The organism is Mesorhizobium sp. WSM4847 (assembly GCF_055811335.1).
On record NZ_JBVVPY010000004.1, the window covers coordinates 245,793 to 262,753 of the forward strand.

Here is a 16,961-nt window from a genome sequence, read left to right on the forward strand (position 1 = left end):
GCGTGAAGAATCAATCAGCGCAAAAATAAAGCCGGGCGAAAGTCAATCGCCCGGCCTCAATATCTAGTGGTAATTTCCGCTGTGGTTAATAGCGGTAGTGTTCCGGCTTGAACGGTCCCTGCGGGGTCACGCCGATATAGGCGGCCTGTTCGCCGGACAGTTCGGTAAGCCGGGCGCCGAGCTTGTCGAGATGCAGGCGCGCGACCTTTTCATCGAGATGCTTCGGCAGGACATAGACCTGGTTCTGATACTGGCCGGGCTTGCTGTACAGCTCGATCTGGGCCAGCACCTGGTTGGTGAAGGACGCCGACATAACGAAGCTCGGGTGGCCGGTGGCGTTGCCGAGATTGAGCAGGCGGCCTTCCGACAAAAGGATCATCCGCTTGCCGTCCGGGAAGGTGATCATGTCGACCTGCGGCTTGATGTTGGTCCACTTCAGATTGCGCAGCGACGCCACCTGGATCTCGTTGTCGAAGTGGCCGATATTGCCGACGATCACCATGTCCTTCATCGCCCGCATATGGTCGATGGTGACGACATCCTTGTTGCCGGTGGTGGTGATGATGATGTCGGCGGTCGGGGCGGCATCTTCGAGGGTGACGACTTCGAAGCCGTCCATTGCCGCCTGCAATGCGCAGATCGGATCGACCTCGGTGACCTTGACGCGGGCGCCGGCGCCCTTGAGCGACGCCGAAGAGCCCTTGCCGACGTCGCCATAGCCGCAGACGACCGCAACCTTGCCGGCCATCATCGTGTCGGTGCCGCGGCGAATGCCGTCGACCAGCGATTCCTTGCAGCCATATTTATTGTCGAATTTCGACTTGGTCACGCTGTCGTTGACGTTGATCGCCGGGAACGGCAGCAGGCCCTTCTTCTGCAACTGATAGAGCCGGTTGACGCCGGTCGTCGTCTCTTCGGTGACGCCGCGGATCGCCTCCTTCTGCTTGGCGAAGAAGCCGGGCGATGCCGCCATCCGCTTCTTGATCTGGGCAAACAGGATTTCTTCCTCCTCGCTGCCTGGATTGGAGAGCACATCCTCGCCGGCTTCGGCGCGCGCGCCGATCAGGATGTACATGGTGGCATCGCCGCCATCGTCGAGGATCATGTTGGAGGTGCCGCCATCGGCCCACTGGAATATCTTGTCGGTGTAGACCCAGTAGTCCTCGAGCGACTCGCCCTTGACGGCGAAGACCGGAATGCCGGCCTCGGCGATGGCCGCGGCCGCATGGTCCTGGGTCGAGAAGATGTTGCAGGAGGCCCAGCGGATCTCGGCGCCGAGCGCCTTCAGCGTTTCGATCAGCACCGCCGTCTGGATGGTCATGTGCAGCGAGCCGGTGATGCGCGCGCCCTTGAGCGGCTGCGCCTTGCCAAATTCTTCGCGGCAGGCCATCAGGCCCGGCATTTCGGTTTCGGCGATCTCGATCTCCTTGCGGCCCCAGCCGGCAAGCGAGATGTCGGCGACCACATAGTCATTGCTACCCGTCATGGCAGTGCTCCGATCAAGAATTGTCTTCGGGATGCGCCCGCGCCGGAAGGCGTGTCGAAGGGCGCGAGTTGCCGGCCTGACTAGCAGATCGTCGGTCGGACGACAATGGGATATAAAGAAATCTTTATCCGTGCATGTCCTCAGAGGCGCGCCGGCGCGAAATCGGGTTCAGCCGCGACGCGCTCCAGGCGTCAGGACTCTTCGCCGAAGCGGGAGGCGACCAGCTGCTCCAGCGCGTCGATCACCTGCTCGGCCTCCGGGCCGCTGGCGGTGACGCGGATCGAATAGCCGGGGCTTGCCGCCAGCATCATGAGGCCCATGATCGAGGTGCCACCAACCGTGACGCCGTCCTTCTCGACCTGGACGGAGGCGTTGAAGCCGCTGGCGACCTGAACGAACTTTGCCGAGGCGCGGGCATGCAGGCCACGCTGGTTGACGATTGGAAATTCCCGGACGATGTCACCCTTGTTGGCCGACAGCGCGCTCATTTGCTGCTCAGAAGCTGGCTGGCGACATTGATGTATTTGCGGCCGGCCGCCTGCGCCTCGTCCAGCGCTGCGCTCATATTGTCGCCCTTGCGAATGCTGGACAGCTTGATCAGCATCGGCAGGTTCATGCCGGCAATGACCTCGGTACGACCGGATTCCATCACCGAAATTGCAAGATTGGAAGGCGTGCCGCCGAACATGTCTGTCAAAACGATGACGCCCGCTCCCGTGTCGACACGGGCAACGGCATCGATGATGTCGCTGCGGCGCTGCTCCATATCGTCATCGGCGCCGATCGCGACGGTCTCGAAACTGTCTTGTGGCCCGACGACATGTTCCACGGCATGGCGGAATTCGGCGGCCAGTTGACCGTGCGTTACAAGCACGAGTCCGATCATTCTTTGGTGGCTCCCGTCATCGCCGCTTCACAGGCGTTTCATGCTCGCCGGCCTTTTCAGGCGGCGGGAGCGCTATCTTGTCGACGCGAGGCGCGTTGACAAGCCCAAAATTGCACAGGCGCAGGCCATTTTGACGCATTGCAGCAACAATTCGAAATCGCATCATACGAAAGGCGCAATTGGCAGCCGCGCCATCACGGCCGGCAGGGCCGCCGGAACATTGCGTTCGGCAAGATCAATACGCGGCAGCGGGCAGCCCGCGATGAACTCGCTGGCATCTTCCTGGAAGCGGTCCATTTCGCTTGCCGGGACCAGCCGGACGCAAAGGTCGATGACGCCGCCGGGCTCGAACGACAATGGCCGCGGGCCGAATCCGGGCACCTCGGCGAGGCCGGCGATGGGAGCGGGCACCCGGCAGACCAGCCGCCCCGCGTGATCGGCCGCGAGAAGCCTGTCGTCACCGATCAGCCGCGAAAACAATCCACGTTGGCGGCAATGATCGATGAGGGCGAACGCCAGCGTCGTCTTGCCCGACCCGGACGGTCCCGTGATGAGGACACCACGCTCGCCGATCAGGATCGCCGTGCCGTGAATGTTTTCAGCCTTCACAGTCGGCTCAGGCATGATTCCTGTCCGGAAACCGGTCGCCACTTTTCGGGATCATGCTTTTTGGTTCACGCATGATCTTGTCCGAAAACCGGTTCCCACTTTTCGGGATCATGCGTCAGCCTTCCGCCGGCAGTGTCACGACGAAACGCGCGCCCTTGATCTCGCCGGGTTTGGTGCCCGGGATGTTCTCGGCGGTCAGCGTGCCGCCATGGGCTTCGACGATCTGCCTGCTGATCGACAGGCCAAGACCCGAGTTCTGGCCGAACGCCTCGCCGGCCGGCCGGTCGGTGTAGAAGCGCTCGAAGATGCGGTCGATGTTGTCGGCCCTTATACCGGGACCATTGTCGTCGACGGTGATGATGTTGACCTTGCCGGCACGCGCCAGCGATATGGCGATGTGGCCGCGCTCCTCAGGAACGAAGGAGCGGGCATTCTCGATCAGGTTGGTGATGACCTGGCCGATCCTCAGATCATGGCCGGCGACGAAATAGCCTTTGACGCCCTGCGGCAGTTTGGCGACCTTGAACTCGATATCGACCGTCTTCTTGTTGCGCGTGGCCGTGCGCGAAACGTCGACCAGATCGGTGATGAATTTCTTGAGATCCACGGTTCCTGCGTCTTCGCGCGCGAGCTCGGCGTCAAGGCGGGAGGCATCGGAAATGTCGGTGATGAGACGGTCCAGCCGCCGGACGTCGTGCTGGATGATCTCCATCAGCCGGGCGCGCGACGCCTCGTTCTTGGCCAGAGGCAGGGTCTCTACGGCGCTGCGCAGCGAGGTCAGCGGGTTTTTCAATTCGTGCGAGACGTCGGCCGCGAAACTTTCGATCGCCTCGATGCGGGCGTAGAGCGCATTGGTCATGTCGCGCACGGCGATCGACAGATTGCCGATCTCGTCCTGCCGATCGGAGAAGTCCGGGATTTCCTCGCGATTCTTGACGCCGCGCCGCACCCTGACCGCCGCCGCCGACAGCCGGCGCAGCGGGTTGGCGATGGTCGAAGCAAGCAGCATCGACAGGATGGCGGTGACAAGGGCGGCGATGCCGAAGACGCGCAGGATCGCCTTTCGCTCGGCCGCGACGATCTTGTCGATGTCGCCGCCTTCCGTCGACAGCATCAGCACGCCGAGGACGGCGCGGAAGCGCTGGATCGGCACGGCGACCGAAACAATCTGCTCGCCCTGTTCGGAGATCCGGACGATGGTCGACGGGCTGCCGGTAAGCGCCTTGACCACCTCCGGAAATGCAGCGCCGTTGCCGCCCGGCTGCTCATGGTAGACCGGCAGCGCGGTGTTGCGGAAAAAGTCGAAGACGAATTTCTGGATTCGCTCGAGAAGATCGGGCTCTTCCTTGTCGGTCGGCGGCAGATCGTAGCGAAGGATCTGGCCGCGCGAATAGAGGTGGCGCGAATCGAGCAGCAGATTGGCGTCGCGGTCATAGATCCGGGCGCGCGTCCGCGTTGGCGAAATCAAGCGCCTGAGCACCGGCGCGACGCGCTCAGGATTGATCGGAAAGTCCAGATTGTCGAGCTGATCGGAGCCGGGGCCCAGGCTTTCGCCGGCCTGCAGTTCAAGCAGCTTTTCCGGATCGATGCTGATCGAATCGGTCTCGACCGTCGCCGATGCGGCGATCGCGCCGGCGATGATCTCGCCCTGGGTCATCAGGCTCTCGACGCGGGCATCGATGAGCCCGTCGCGAAACGTGTTGAGGTAGAGAATGCCGGTGACCAGGACGGCCAGGCCGGCGAGGTTGAGGAAGAGAATGCGCCGCGTCAGGCTGGAAAAGATATGGTGGCCGAGGAAGCGGCGCATCGGCACCGTGATCCTCGACAGGAATGCGGGCAGAATCCGCGACGGGCGCCGGGCGCCCGTCCGTCTCACTCGCTCTACGTCCACTGCCATCGAATAGCAGCCCCCGCTTAGTAATTAGTGAGTAGGCAGTAGGGAATAGAGAAATGGTTGGCTGAGGTCGCGGCGATGCTGAGTGGCCGTTCGCAACCATTCAAAACTGACTACCGACTATTCCCTACTGCCTATTGCCTATTTACGCTTCGCGAAACCGATATCCGACTCCGTAAAGGGTTTCGATCATCTCGAAGTCATCATCGACGGCCTTGAACTTCTTGCGAAGGCGCTTGATGTGACTGTCGATGGTGCGGTCATCGACATAGACCTGCTCATCATAGGCCGAATCCATCAGCGCATCACGGCTTTTTACCACACCGGGGCGTTGGGCCAGAGAATGCAGGATCAGGAATTCGGTGACGGTAAGCGTCACCGGCTCGCCTTTCCAGGTGCAGGTGTGGCGCTCCTGGTCCATGACAAGCTGGCCGCGCTCAAGCGAACGGGCCTGCTGGTTGGGCGTCTTGGCCGACGCCTCGCGGGCGCTGGCACGGCGCAGCACGGCGCGAACCCGCTCGACCAGAAGACGCTGCGAGAAGGGTTTGCGGATAAAGTCGTCGGCGCCCATCTTGAGGCCGAAAAGCTCATCGATCTCGTCGTCCTTGGAGGTCAGGAAGATCACCGGCAGGTCGGATTTCTGGCGCATCCGGCGCAGAAGCTCCATGCCGTCCATGCGCGGCATCTTGATGTCGAGGATGGCGAGATTCGGCGGGCGCGCCGCCAGACCTTCCAGCGCCGACGCCCCATCCGTATAGGTTTCGACGCGATACCCCTCCGATTCGAGGGCGATCGACACCGACGTCAGAATGTTGCGGTCGTCGTCGACAAGCGCGATTGTTGCCATTTCAAGTGGCTCCCTCATGAGCTGTCCCTTCTTTGGTCGAGAAGGGGCTTTTGCAGGACAAATTAGGTACAAAATGTGGCACAGGCTTCGTCCGCTGTCACGAGCGGCATGCCGGCGGCCACAATCTCACCTCAACATGGATTGGACCGATACAGACCGCCAATCCTTTGGGCACCCGCCTGATTTTTCGCACATATAAACGATTTAAACAACTTTCAAAATATTTAAATCGATTAAATATTTGATATCATTTGGCTTTTCTGGTTCTGACCGTTACAGTCTCCATCGTTGGGGGCTCCGGAAGTTCGCCGGCCAGGATGCTGCAATCGAAGAAGGAACCCCTCATGTCGGAAGCCGGCAAACGCAATCCCGCATGGGCGATCGACCGGATCGGCCTGAAAACCACCGGCGCGGTGCGCTATAATTTCGGCGAGGCGGTCCTTTACGAGGAGGCGATCCGCCGCGGCGAGGCCCGGCTTACCGCGCATGGCGCACTGGTCGCCGAGACCGGGCAGCACACCGGCCGCTCGCCCAAGGACAAATTCGTCGTCCGCGACGAGACCACCGGGCCGCATGTCTGGTGGGACAACAACAAGTCGATTTCGCCGGTCCAGTTCGACACGCTGCTCGCCGATTTTCGCGCCCACGCGGCGGACAAGGATCTTTATGTGCAGGACCTGGTCGGCGGCGCCGATGAGGACTTGAAGCTGACGACCCGGGTCGTCACGGAGCTTGCCTGGCACTCCTTGTTCATCCGCAATCTGCTCATTCGCCCGGAAGCCGCCGAGCTCGAGAATTTCGTGCCCGAGTTGACGATCATCGACCTGCCGTCGTTCCGTGCCGATCCCGTCCGCCACGGCACCCGAACCGGAACGGTGATCGCCGTCGATCTGACGCGCATGATCGTGCTGATCGGCGGCACCTCCTATGCCGGCGAAATGAAAAAATCGGTGTTCACCGTGCTCAACTATCTGTTGCCGGCGAAGGGCGTGATGCCGATGCATTGCTCGGCCAATGAAGGCGCCGGCGGAGACGCGGCGATCTTCTTCGGCCTCTCGGGAACCGGCAAGACGACGCTGTCGGCCGATCCGTCGCGCACGCTGGTCGGCGACGACGAGCACGGCTGGGGTCCGCATGGTATCTTCAACTTCGAAGGCGGCTGCTATGCCAAGACGATAAAGCTCTCGGCCGCAGCCGAGCCGGAGATCTTCGCCACCACCCAACGCTTCGGCACGGTGCTGGAGAATGTGGTGCTCGACGCCGGCCGCGTGCCGGATTTCAACGACGGCAATCTCACTGAAAACACGCGCTGCGCCTATCCGCTCCACTTCATCCCCAACGCCAGCAAGACGGGCCGCGCCGGTCACCCGAAAAACATCATCATGCTGACCGCCGACGCATTCGGCGTGATGCCGCCGATCGCCCGGCTGACCCCGGCGCAGGCGATGTATCATTTCCTCTCCGGCTACACCGCCAAGGTGGCAGGGACCGAAAAGGGCGTCACCGAACCCGAAGCGACGTTTTCGACCTGTTTCGGCGCACCGTTCATGCCGCGCCATCCGTCGGAATACGGCAATCTGCTGCGCGAGCTGATCGCCCATCACAGTGTCGATTGCTGGCTGGTAAACACCGGCTGGACCGGCGGTGCCTACGGCACCGGCAAGCGGATGCCGATCAAGGCAACGCGGGCGCTGCTCGCCGCGGCGCTCGACGGCTCGCTGAAAGGGGCCGATTACCGGACCGACGCCAATTTTGGTTTCGAGGTGCCGGTGGCGGTCGCGGGCGTCGACCGTGCCATTCTCGATCCAAGATCGACATGGGCCGATACCTCAGCCTATGACCTGCAGGCGGCGAGGCTGGTCGGCATGTTCGCCGTCAATTTCGAAAAATTCGAACCGCATGTCGACGCCATCGTGCTCGGCGCCGCGCCGCGCATGCGCGAAGCCGCGGAATAGTCGCCGCTGCATCTCGAGGCGCCGGACCGGGGTCGGGAACGCCCGACCCGGGACCGGGATCGGGAAGGCCCGACCCGGGGGAAGGTCCGATCCGGGGATCGGGCCTTTTCTTTTTTCGTTCGCCGCGCCATGACTGCGGCATGAACGCCGACGACAAGATCATCATTGCCGACGATGCGGTGATCCATCCGGATGACCTGCACGAGGACTTCATCCGCTCGTCCGGCCCCGGCGGCCAGAACGTCAACAAGGTGGCGACGGCGGTGCAATTGCGCTTCGATGCAGCGAATGCGCCGGGCCTGTCGGAGCGCGTCCGCGAGCGAACCATAAGGCTGGCCGGCCAGCGCGCCACCAAGGACGGCGTCATCGTCATCGAGGCCGGTCGCTTCCGCACGCAAGAGCAGAACCGGGCGGACGCCCGGGCGCGGCTTGCGGAACTGGTCGCCAAGGCCGCCGAACCGCCGCCGCCGCCGCGCAAGAAGACGAGGCCTTCGAAAGGCGCGGTCGAAAGGCGGCTGAAGACCAAGGCTGGGCGCGGCACGATCAAGAAGCTGCGCGGTCGCGTGGACGACGATTGACACGCGTCCACCCGGACGCAAAGGGTGCGCGCTCTGGCAGCCACGCATCGTGCTTTTCCAAAAATCGATTCCGAGTTTTGGGCCGATGCGGCGGGCGCGACATCGATCGCGGTCGAGACCGCTTCCAATTCGAGGTTGCAGGTGGCAAGTTCGGTATTCGTCACAGCAAGGAGACCCCAGATGGGCATGTTTGATTTCGTCAAGGACGTCGGCAAGAAGCTCGGCTTCGGCGACGATGAGCCGGAGCCGACCGCCGATACGCTGAAGAAGGAACTCGATTCGCACGCGCTCGGCACCGACAATGTGGAAGTCGACGTCAAGGGTGATACGGCTGTGCTGAAAGGCGTGGTCAAGGATCAGTCGATCTTCGAAAAAGCCATCATCGCCGTCGGCAACACGCTCGGCGTGTCCAAGGTGCAGGCGGATGAATTGCAGGTCGCCGCACCCGAGGCCGGCACGCCCGCAGCCCCGGCCAAGCAACCGACCTTCTACACGGTCAAGAAAGGCGACAATCTCTGGAAGATCGCGGAAAAGAGCTATGGCAAGGGCAAGGGTGCGAAGAACACGATCATTTTCGAGGCCAACAAGCCGATGCTGACCGACCCGGACAGGATCTATCCGGGGCAGGTTCTGCGCATCCCGGATCTCGACTAAGGTATGTTGATATTCAGGTGATGCCGGCCTGCAAACGGCGGTTTCCTGCGCTTACTACAGCGCCGCGCGCCTTGTTGGGCGCGCAAAGGACGCTGTAGAACCTTGATTTTGTGCATGACCTTTCCGAAATCGATCTCGATTTCGGGGTCATGCGCGGGCTCACGTACTTAAGTACGCTCCGCTCCGGTTCTCTGAAACCACCATTTTCGGCTCGGCCTGACCTGAATCTCACCACACCTTAAGCTGGCGATTGCCATCCAAGGACAAGAACGGCGGCTTTCGGGTCGCCGTTCTTGTTTGTTGGTGGCATTGTCCGCCAGATGAACCCGATGAAGCGACCAAGCTGATGCTCGTTCTGCCCAGAGGCGTCCGCCACATGCCCGGCTACCTATCCCGCGCGGTGCAGGAAGCGCTGGTCGAGGATGTGAGGCAGGTCGTGCAGGAAGCGCCGCTGTTCGTGCCGGCGATGCCGCGCACCCGCAAGGAGATGAGCGTGCGCATGACCAATTGCGGTTCGCTTGGCTGGGTCACCGACAAGCAGCACGGCTATCGCTACCAGCCGACGCACCCGGTGACCGGGACGCCCTGGCCGCCGATCCCGGACGTGCTGCTGGAGCTGTGGCGCGAGGTGTCTGCCTATCCCCATCCGCCGGAGGCCTGCCTGGTCAATTTCTATTCGCCCGACGCGAAGATGGGCCTTCATCAGGACCGCGACGAGATCGATTTCTCCGCCCCGGTCGTCTCCGTTTCACTGGGCGACGATTGCCTGTTCAGGGTCGGCCAGAGCACGCGCGAAGGCGGCACCAAATCGTTCAGGCTGAAAAGCGGCGACGTCGTCGTGCTTGGCGGCGAAGGCCGCCTGTGTTTCCACGGCGTCGACCGTATCTATCCATCGACCTCGGCACTGCTCAGGAACGGCGGGCGGATCAATCTGACGCTGCGGCGGGTGACCTATCCTGGCTAATGCTGTCGCGCAAAAGCGCGGACTTTCAAGTCGAGCCGTATCGCCGTTCATCACTTTTTTCAGGCATCGGATTTTCCCAAAACCGGCACCCGCTTCGTGTCACGGCCGAGGCCCGCGACTGAGCGACCGGAAAAGATTGCCGCGACCGCATAGGCGGCGACGGAGGCTGTGGCCGGTGACAGGTATGTTGACGCGGCACTGGTGAAGGGGCAGGCACAAAGCGCATAGAGCACTGTGGCCGCAAGTCCGACCGAGGCGAATTTGAGAAGCCGGCGCGGAGCGAGCGTTCCGCGCCAGGTGGAAATGTCAGGCCGGCGCTATGCAGTGACCGGCCTCATGCGACGCGCTTCAGGTTATTGTTTTATGCATGTCGTTATCGCAAAACCGCTGCACACTTTTGCGCGACATGCATTAAGGCGCCGTTAACCGCTTCGTTACAGCTTCCTGAGCGCCACTTCCTCGACCAGATGATTGGCGCCCTTGCGCAGGATGAGATCGGCGCGGGCTCGCGTCGGCAGGATGTTCTCACGCAGATTTTTCAGGTTGATGTTGGCCCACAGGCCTTCGGCGATGGCGCGGGCCGCTGCTTGCGAAAGTTGCGAATAGCGGTGAAAGAACGAGTCCGGATCGCGGAAGGCGGTCTCGCGCAGCCGCATGAAGCGGGCGATGTACCATTGATGGATCAGCTCCTCTTCGGCATCGATATAGATGGCGAAGTCGAAGAAATCCGACAGGAAAGGCACGATCTTGCCGTCCTTTGGCAGCTTGCCCGGCTGCAGGACGTTGATGCCTTCGAAGATCAATATGTCCGGCCGGTCAATGGTCTGGAACTCGCCGGGAACGACGTCATAGGTCAGGTGCGAATAGACTGGCGCGCGGACATTGCGCTGCCCCGATTTGATGCCCGACAGGAAACGCAGCAGGGCGCCGACATCGTAGCTGTCGGGAAAGCCCTTGCGCTCCATCAAATTGTTGCGGCGCAGGATTTCGTTGGGAAGCAGGAAGCCGTCGGTGGTGATCAGATCGACCTTGGGGCTCGACGGCCAGCGCGCCAGCAATTCCTTGAGGACGCGCGCCGTGGTCGATTTGCCGACCGCGACGGAGCCGGCAATGCCGATGATGAAGGGCGTCTTGACGACATCCACCGCGTTGAAGAAGGCCTGGCGCTGCCTGAACAGCAGCTGGCTGGCCTCGACATGGGCCGACAACAGCCGAGATAGCGAAAGATAGATGCGCTTGACCTCTTCGAGGTCGACCGGATCGTTTAGCGAACGCAGGCGACGGATCTCGTCCTCGCCGAGCGTCATCGGCGTATCGGCGCGGAACTGCGACCATTCTTCCGCCGAGAAAAAACGGAAGGGCGAATATTTCTCGGTGGGGGCGAGCTGGTCCATCGAGTTTCCTGCCCTCCGCAGCGATCAGCCCCGGTCCTGCCGAGACGCTTTTTCGGCGATGCCCGAACGACCGGTGCGGCGCTCGAGTTCGGTCAGGACATCGGCAAGCGGAACGCCGGCGACGCCCAGAACAACGAGCCAATGATAGATGAGATCGGCGCTTTCCGAAACGAGGGCTTGTCTGTCACCGCCAACGGCCGCGATCACCGTTTCGACCGCCTCTTCGCCGAGCTTCTGCGCCGCCTTGTCGATGCCGCGCGCGAACAGCTTTGCCGTCCACGAATCCGGATCGCCGGAATGCGCGCGTTCCCTGATGATTGTCTCCAGATCGGAGAGCGAAAACTCAGCCATGGCGCCATCTATCTGCTTGTTTAAGCATGATCTTTTCCGAAACCGGTTCCCCCTTTTGGCTGGCGCACGGACCTTCGGTTCGGGATCATGCTTTAGAGCCGATCCCCTGACGAGTCCAGTCGCATCGGGAGGCCGGCTCGGGCCATGTGCGACTTGGCTTCAGCAATGCTGTACGTGCCGAAATGGAAAATCGATGCCGCCAGCACCGCGCCGGCATGGCCGTCGCGAATGCCCTCGACCAGGTGATCGAGCGTGCCGACGCCGCCGGAGGCGATGACCGGCGCACGCACCGCGTCGGCGACCGCGAGGGTGAGCGCGATGTCGTAGCCGGCCTTGGTGCCGTCGCGGTCCATCGACGTCAGCAGAATCTCGCCGGCGCCGCGATCGACCATCTGCCGAGCGAATTCGACCGCGTCGATGCCGGTCTTCTCGCGGCCGCCATGGGTGAAAATCTCCCAGCGGTCGGCCTCGCCTTCGCCTGACACTATCTTGGCATCGATGGCGACGACGATGCACTGGTTGCCGAACTTGTCGGCCGCCTCGGCGATGAAATCGGGATCCCTCACCGCCGCCGTGTTGATCGACACTTTGTCGGCGCCGGCCAAAAGCAGCTTTCTTATGTCGGCGACCTGGCGCACGCCGCCGCCGACGGTCAGCGGCATGAAGCATTGCTCGGCGGTGCGGGCGACGATGTCGAAGATGGTCTCGCGATTTTCGGACGAGGCGGTGATGTCGAGGAAGCAGAGCTCGTCGGCGCCGGCGGCATCATAGGCCTTGGCCGCTTCGACCGGATCGCCGGCATCGATCAGGTCGACGAAATTGACGCCTTTGACGACGCGGCCGTTCTTGACGTCGAGACAGGGGATGACGCGGGCTTTCAGCATCAGATCCTCGCATGCGCGGCAAGAAAATCGCCAAGCAATTGCCCAACGACAGGCGGAACCTCGCCTTTGGCGTCAAAGGCAGGATCGTAGGCGGACAGGGTGATGCCGACGATCGGGATCGACTTGGCCAGCCCGCAAACCAGTTGCCGCAGCTGCTCCGGATTTGGACCTCCCGGCAGCGCATAGCGGTTCACTTGCAGCACATCCGGATCGTGAACATCCAGATCAAGATGCAAATGCGCTTGGGCCGCGCCGGCCGCCTTGAGCTTTCCGACATTGTCGAGTGCATCGGTCCACTGGGCGCGAATGATCGGCAATGTCTCGAGAAGCCGCCTTTCATCTGGATCGAGGTCGCGCGCGTCGACCAGCATGCAGCGCGACGGGTCGATCGCCTGGAAGCCGGGAATCGCTGACGTCATCGGCCGCCAGCAGAGCCCCAGCGTCGTCGCCAGTGCCATGCCGTCGAGAAAGCCGTAGGCCGACGTCTCGGGCGTGTTGAGATCGCCATGCTGATCGATCCAGATGATCGAATCAGCGGCGTCGCCAGCCACCGCACCGGCGGCGGTCAGGCAATTTCCGGCGAGCACGATGGGAAAACGCTCATCGTCGCGCGCCATGTCGACCTTGGTGGCGACTGCCCGACAAACCGCGAAACCTGTCGCGATTTCGCGTCTCTGGGCATCGCCGACCTCGCCGATGTCCTCGACGATGACATCATGGCCGCGCAAGGCAAGTTCATCGACAAGGCCGCCGGCAATGATGGCGTCGGGGCCCTGGCCAAAGCCGGCATGGTAAAGGCCGCTGTCATAGGGTGCGAGGATGATCGAGAGTTTCATCGCGCCCTCGCCTTCTCCGGTCCGGCCGCCAGGATCGCCAATGCCTCGGCCGGATCGATACGTCCGTCATAAAGTGCACGCCCTGAGATGGCGCCTTCGAGCTTTTGCGCATCGGGCATCGTCATGCGCACGATGTCGGCGATCGAGGCGAGCCCGCCGGAGGCGATGACCGGGATGGACACGGCGTCGGCAAGATCGATGGTGGCGTCCCAGTTGATGCCGGTCAGCACACCGTCGCGGTCGATGTCGGTGTAGATGATGGCGGCAACGCCGGCGCCCTCGAACTTCTTCGCCAGTTCGATGACGCCGAGACTAGAGGCCTCGGCCCAGCCCTCGACCGCCACCTTGCCGCCCTTGGCGTCGATGCCGACGGCGATCTTGCCGGGGAATGCCTTGCAGGCCTGCCTGACCAGATCCGGATCGCGCACCGCCACCGTGCCGAGAATGATGCGGGCCAGGCCGCGATCGAGCCAGTCCTCGACCTGCGCCAGGGTGCGGATGCCGCCGCCGAGCTGCACCGGGTTTTTCGATGCCTTGAGAATGGCGCCGACCGCCGCGCCGTTGACGCTCTGGCCCTTGAAGGCGCCGTTGAGGTCGACGACATGCAGCCATTCAAAGCCCTGTTGCTCGAAAGCCCTGGCCTGCGCGGCCGGGTCGTCATTGTAAATCGTCGCGGTCGCCATATCGCCGTGCTTCAGGCGCACGCACTTGCCGTCCTTGAGGTCGATGGCCGGGAACAGGATCACCGTTCAGGCGCCTTCAACAATGACGAAGTGACCGGTCGAGGCGGCAAGCCTGTACTTCAATGCCTCCCGGTATTCAGGCGATTCGTAGCATTCTATCGCCTTGTCGTAGGACTCGAACTCGACCAGGACGTGGCGGTTGCCTGTCGGCCCTTCCGGGTTCGCATAACGCCCCGCCCGCACGGGAAACTTCGCGCCATATTTCGCAAAAGCCGCCGCGTTCGCCTCGATATACTGCTTGTAGCCCTCGGGATCGCGGACATCGACCATCGCCATCCAGTAGCCTTTCTTGCTCATTTTCTTAGGGCCTCCAGCGCAGGAAATTGGTGATCAGCGCCAGGCCAAGCGCCTGGCTCTTTTCGGGATGAAACTGCGTGCCGGCGAGATTGTCGCTGATAACAGCAGCTGTAACCGGACCACCATAGTCGGCAATCGCCAGCACCTCGTCCGGCTTCTGCGCGTCGAGATGGTAGGAATGAACGAAATAGGCGTGCAGCCCCTTGCTGCCTGTCGGAATGCCGGAAAACAGCGGATGCTTGCGCGTGAGCTCGATCGTGTTCCAGCCGATCTGCGGGATTTTTAGCGCAGGATCGGCCGGAGTGATCTCCTTGACGTCGCCGGCGATCCAGCCAAAGCCTGTCGTGACAGTCTTTTCCAGGCCCCGCTCCGACATCAGCTGCATGCCGACGCAGATGCCGAGGAACGGCCGCGCCTTGACGACCGCGACCTCCTCGACCGCTTCCCACATGCCGGCCACAGCGCGCAGCCCGGCCGCGCAATCGGCATAGGCGCCGACGCCGGGCAGGACGATGCGGTCGGCGGTTCTGACACGCTCGGCATCGGCGGTCAGGTCGATGGCGGCGGCGATGCCGGCCTCATGCGCGGCGCGCTCGAAGGCCTTGGTGGCCGAGCGCAGGTTGCCCGAGCCGTAATCGATGATCGCGACCCGCATGTCAGGGTCTTCCCGGCGTGTGCGTCAGTCCGAGCACCATTCCCGTCTGTGCCGGCCGGGCATGGGCAGCGTCCGGAACGATGCGCGGCACTGGCGCTGGCTCATCCGCATGCGCTTCGGCTTCCAGCACATAGCGCGTATCGGCATCGTCGAGCCTGTCGGCCTCGACGACGCCCCATTCGTGCCAGCCACGACGGCGCAGTGCGGCGATCCGCAAGGCCTGCCCTTCCAGCCCGACATAGAGCGATACCAGCAGCGACAGCAGCGGGCCGGCCAGCCCAAGGCTCAGCCCTTCGGCAAGCATCGAAAGCAGAGCCATGGCGACAAACGCCAGTGCTGCCTCGATCCACAACCGGTGCCAGAGCAGCCATAGCGGCGGCACGAGGAAGCCAAGCCAGGAAAACCCATCACGGACAAAGGCCGTTGTGTCAGGCTTTTCGCCGCGGCCCGGCGGTTCCATCACGACATAGACGGCCATGGCCTATCCCTTCAGAGATCCCTTGGTGGAAGGAACCGCGTCAGGCTGGCGCGGGTCGCTTTCAAGCGCGAAACGCAGCGCACGCGCCACCGCCTTGAAACAGGTCTCGGCGATGTGGTGATTGTTGGCGCCGTAGTGGTTGGTGACATGCAGCGTGATGCCGGCATTTTGCGCCAGGGCCTGGAAGAATTCGCGCACCAGTTCGGTGTCGAACGTGCCGATCTTCGGCGACGAGAACACAACGTTCCAGACAAGGAAAGGACGGCCGGAAACGTCGATCGCCGCGCGCGTCAGCGTCTCGTCCATGGCGAGATCGATCGAGGCATAGCGCATGATGCCGCGCCGCTCGCCTAGTGCCTTGGCCAGCGCCTGACCGAGCGCGATGCCGGTGTCCTCGACCGTGTGGTGATCGTCTATGTGGAGGTCGCCCTTGGCCTTGACCGTCATGTCGATCAGCGAATGGCGCGACAGCTGGTCCAGCATGTGATCGAAGAAGCCGACGCCCGTCGAAATATCGGATTTTCCCGAGCCGTCGACCTGGACCGATACGGAGATGTCGGTTTCCCTGGTCTTGCGGCTTGCGTTGGCGGAACGGGGCGGCATGTTCATCCTTGTCCAGAGTTCAGGCGTTCCAAGCGTCCACATGCTTGAAAGCGTCCACATGCTTGAAAACGAGAGCCTTCTAGCAGCATGATCCGGTGATTGCCAGTTGCCGTGCCAAGCAGTATCGAGCCAGGCCGATGACCGGTTGGCAATCGTCGGACCTATGCATACATAGGGTCGATCAAGTCACTCGTAATGCGCCAATCGCCTTGTCGGGACCGGTGCTGATCGGAGCAGAGATGTCGAACGAACTGACCATGCACGCCACGACGATCCTGACCGTGCGCAGGGGCGGCAAGGTGGTGATCGCCGGTGATGGCCAGGTCAGCCTTGGCCAGACGATCATGAAAGGCAACGCCAAGAAGGTGCGCCGAATCGGCAAAAGCGGCAATGTCATTGCCGGTTTCGCCGGCGCCACCGCTGACGCCTTCACGCTTCTGGAGCGGCTGGAGGCCAAGCTCGAACAATATCCTGAGCAATTGACGCGGGCCTGCGTCGAACTCGCCAAGGACTGGCGCACCGACCGCTATCTGCGCCGGCTGGAAGCGATGATGCTGGTTGCCGACAAGTCGGTCTCTCTGGCGCTGACCGGCACCGGCGACGTGCTCGAACCCGAACATGGCGTCATGGCGATCGGCTCGGGCGGCAATTATGCGCTGGCCGCGGCGCGCGCGCTGATGGACACCGACAAGGATGCCGAAGAAATCGCCCGCAAGGCGATGCAGATCGCATCCGACATTTGCGTCTACACCAACAACAATTTTGTCATCGAAATCCTCGATGCCGGCTGAGCCGGCCGCTGGCCATGATCCCGAAAAGTGGAAACCGGTTTTTGCTTCGCTGACCT

Annotated in this window: 20 protein-coding genes; 5 read left to right on the forward strand and 15 right to left on the reverse strand. The window is 62.4% G+C overall.

The window, feature by feature from the left end; all coding sequences use genetic code 11:
* Positions 1-85 precede the first annotated feature (85 nt).
* The 6 genes from ahcY to AC0L28_RS07565 all read right to left on the reverse strand — a co-directional run bounded on the left by ahcY (position 86) and on the right by AC0L28_RS07565 (position 5,722).
* The gene (gene ahcY / locus AC0L28_RS07540) at positions 86-1,486 is read right to left on the reverse strand and encodes an adenosylhomocysteinase (RefSeq protein ID WP_128168861.1); all 1,401 of its coding nucleotides are present in this window, start codon (positions 1,484-1,486) and stop codon (positions 86-88) included.
* Between the two features lie 191 nt (positions 1,487-1,677).
* The gene (locus tag AC0L28_RS07545) at positions 1,678-1,974 is read right to left on the reverse strand and encodes an HPr family phosphocarrier protein (RefSeq protein ID WP_128244583.1); all 297 of its coding nucleotides are present in this window, start codon (positions 1,972-1,974) and stop codon (positions 1,678-1,680) included.
* Complete coding sequence (locus AC0L28_RS07550) at positions 1,971-2,372, reverse strand: PTS sugar transporter subunit IIA (RefSeq protein WP_027152037.1); 402 nt, start codon at positions 2,370-2,372, stop codon at positions 1,971-1,973. Before AC0L28_RS07550 ends, AC0L28_RS07545 begins: the two co-directional genes overlap by 4 nt.
* 162 nt (positions 2,373-2,534) lie before the next feature.
* Positions 2,535-2,996, reverse strand: a complete 462-nt coding sequence (locus AC0L28_RS07555; protein ID WP_473476536.1) for an HPr kinase/phosphorylase — start codon at positions 2,994-2,996, stop codon at positions 2,535-2,537.
* Positions 2,997-3,096: 100 nt separating this feature from the next.
* A complete protein-coding gene (locus AC0L28_RS07560) occupies positions 3,097-4,878 on the reverse strand; it encodes a sensor histidine kinase (RefSeq protein ID WP_023796908.1) in 1,782 nt (593 codons plus the stop codon).
* A gap of 142 nt (positions 4,879-5,020) precedes the next feature.
* A complete protein-coding gene (locus tag AC0L28_RS07565) occupies positions 5,021-5,722 on the reverse strand; it encodes a response regulator transcription factor (RefSeq protein ID WP_023796909.1) in 702 nt (233 codons plus the stop codon).
* Between the two features lie 344 nt (positions 5,723-6,066).
* Between AC0L28_RS07565 and AC0L28_RS07570 the strand changes: the two genes are divergently transcribed.
* The 4 genes from AC0L28_RS07570 (at position 6,067) to AC0L28_RS07585 (ending at position 9,873) form a co-directional block, all read left to right on the forward strand.
* On the forward strand, positions 6,067-7,677 hold the full coding sequence (locus AC0L28_RS07570; RefSeq protein ID WP_023796910.1) for a phosphoenolpyruvate carboxykinase: 1,611 nt from the start codon (positions 6,067-6,069) through the stop codon (positions 7,675-7,677).
* Positions 7,678-7,817: 140 nt separating this feature from the next.
* The gene (gene arfB / locus AC0L28_RS07575) at positions 7,818-8,255 is read left to right on the forward strand and encodes an alternative ribosome rescue aminoacyl-tRNA hydrolase ArfB (RefSeq protein ID WP_023796911.1); all 438 of its coding nucleotides are present in this window, start codon (positions 7,818-7,820) and stop codon (positions 8,253-8,255) included.
* 180 nt (positions 8,256-8,435) lie between these two features.
* Complete coding sequence (gene lysM, locus AC0L28_RS07580) at positions 8,436-8,909, forward strand: peptidoglycan-binding protein LysM (protein WP_023796912.1); 474 nt, start codon at positions 8,436-8,438, stop codon at positions 8,907-8,909.
* A gap of 346 nt (positions 8,910-9,255) precedes the next feature.
* Entirely contained in the window at positions 9,256-9,873 is a 618-nt protein-coding gene (locus tag AC0L28_RS07585) for an alpha-ketoglutarate-dependent dioxygenase AlkB (RefSeq protein ID WP_473476541.1), read from the forward strand.
* Between the two features lie 434 nt (positions 9,874-10,307).
* On the opposite strand, the gene coaA is transcribed toward AC0L28_RS07585, so the two are convergent.
* The 9 genes from coaA to hisB form a co-directional block, all read right to left on the reverse strand.
* On the reverse strand, positions 10,308-11,267 hold the full coding sequence (gene coaA, locus AC0L28_RS07590) for a type I pantothenate kinase (protein WP_287051301.1): 960 nt from the start codon (positions 11,265-11,267) through the stop codon (positions 10,308-10,310).
* A 24-nt stretch (positions 11,268-11,291) separates the two neighbouring features.
* A complete protein-coding gene (locus AC0L28_RS07595; RefSeq protein WP_023796915.1) occupies positions 11,292-11,618 on the reverse strand; it encodes a phosphoribosyl-ATP diphosphatase in 327 nt (108 codons plus the stop codon).
* Between the two features lie 92 nt (positions 11,619-11,710).
* The gene (hisF, locus tag AC0L28_RS07600) at positions 11,711-12,502 is read right to left on the reverse strand and encodes an imidazole glycerol phosphate synthase subunit HisF (protein WP_473476545.1); all 792 of its coding nucleotides are present in this window, start codon (positions 12,500-12,502) and stop codon (positions 11,711-11,713) included.
* Positions 12,502-13,338: an arginase family protein gene (locus tag AC0L28_RS07605; RefSeq protein WP_287071002.1), complete on the reverse strand. Its 837-nt coding sequence runs from the start codon at positions 13,336-13,338 to the stop codon at positions 12,502-12,504. Before AC0L28_RS07605 ends, hisF begins: the two co-directional genes overlap by 1 nt.
* On the reverse strand, positions 13,335-14,084 hold the full coding sequence (gene hisA / locus AC0L28_RS07610; protein ID WP_128168856.1) for a 1-(5-phosphoribosyl)-5-[(5-phosphoribosylamino)methylideneamino]imidazole-4-carboxamide isomerase: 750 nt from the start codon (positions 14,082-14,084) through the stop codon (positions 13,335-13,337). Before hisA ends, AC0L28_RS07605 begins: the two co-directional genes overlap by 4 nt.
* Before the next feature lie 3 nt (positions 14,085-14,087).
* A complete protein-coding gene (locus tag AC0L28_RS07615) occupies positions 14,088-14,378 on the reverse strand; it encodes a DUF1330 domain-containing protein (protein WP_023796919.1) in 291 nt (96 codons plus the stop codon).
* A 4-nt stretch (positions 14,379-14,382) separates the two neighbouring features.
* Complete coding sequence (gene hisH, locus AC0L28_RS07620; protein ID WP_473476550.1) at positions 14,383-15,033, reverse strand: imidazole glycerol phosphate synthase subunit HisH; 651 nt, start codon at positions 15,031-15,033, stop codon at positions 14,383-14,385.
* Between the two features lies 1 nt (position 15,034).
* Positions 15,035-15,511 (reverse strand): DUF2628 domain-containing protein, encoded by a 477-nt coding sequence (locus AC0L28_RS07625; protein WP_287213982.1) that lies wholly within the window; start codon positions 15,509-15,511, stop codon positions 15,035-15,037.
* 3 nt (positions 15,512-15,514) lie between these two features.
* On the reverse strand, positions 15,515-16,114 hold the full coding sequence (hisB, locus tag AC0L28_RS07630) for an imidazoleglycerol-phosphate dehydratase HisB (protein WP_091592962.1): 600 nt from the start codon (positions 16,112-16,114) through the stop codon (positions 15,515-15,517).
* A 239-nt stretch (positions 16,115-16,353) separates the two neighbouring features.
* Here hisB and hslV point away from each other — a divergent pair, with 239 nt between their 5' ends.
* Positions 16,354-16,905 carry an ATP-dependent protease subunit HslV gene (gene hslV, locus AC0L28_RS07635; protein ID WP_023796923.1) on the forward strand — a complete coding sequence of 184 codons (552 nt, stop codon included), beginning with the start codon at positions 16,354-16,356 and terminating at the stop codon, positions 16,903-16,905.
* Positions 16,906-16,961 lie beyond the last annotated feature (56 nt).